Source organism: Stenotrophomonas sp. AS012628 (genome assembly GCF_010608305.1).
Taxonomy (GTDB): domain Bacteria; phylum Pseudomonadota; class Gammaproteobacteria; order Xanthomonadales; family Xanthomonadaceae; genus Stenotrophomonas; species Stenotrophomonas geniculata.
In genome coordinates, this window is sequence record NZ_VMBJ01000189.1 from 1 (window position 1) to 250 (window position 250).

Below are 250 nucleotides of genomic sequence, written 5' to 3' on the forward strand. Positions count from 1 at the left end.
GTTCGCGGACCAGCTTGCCGGATGCGTCCAGCAGGCCCTGTTCGGCGCCGTAGAGAATCAGCTTTTCCGCTTCCAGGTCGATGGCGGCGCGCATGGCCACGTCTTCGCAGGCCAGGTTGAAGATTTCCCCGGTCGGCGAGTAGCCCAGCGGCGAGAGCAGGACGATGCTGCGCTCGTCGAGAAGGCGGCCAATGCCCTTGCGGTCGATGCGACGGACCTCGCCGGTATGGTGGTAGTCGACACCCTCGAC

The 250-nt window shown here is 65.6% G+C and carries 1 protein-coding gene; it reads right to left on the reverse strand.

The annotated features are described in order from the left end of the window. On the reverse strand, positions 1 to 250 hold a 250-nt coding region (locus G5A07_RS21560; protein ID WP_223107822.1), incomplete at both ends, for a hypothetical protein.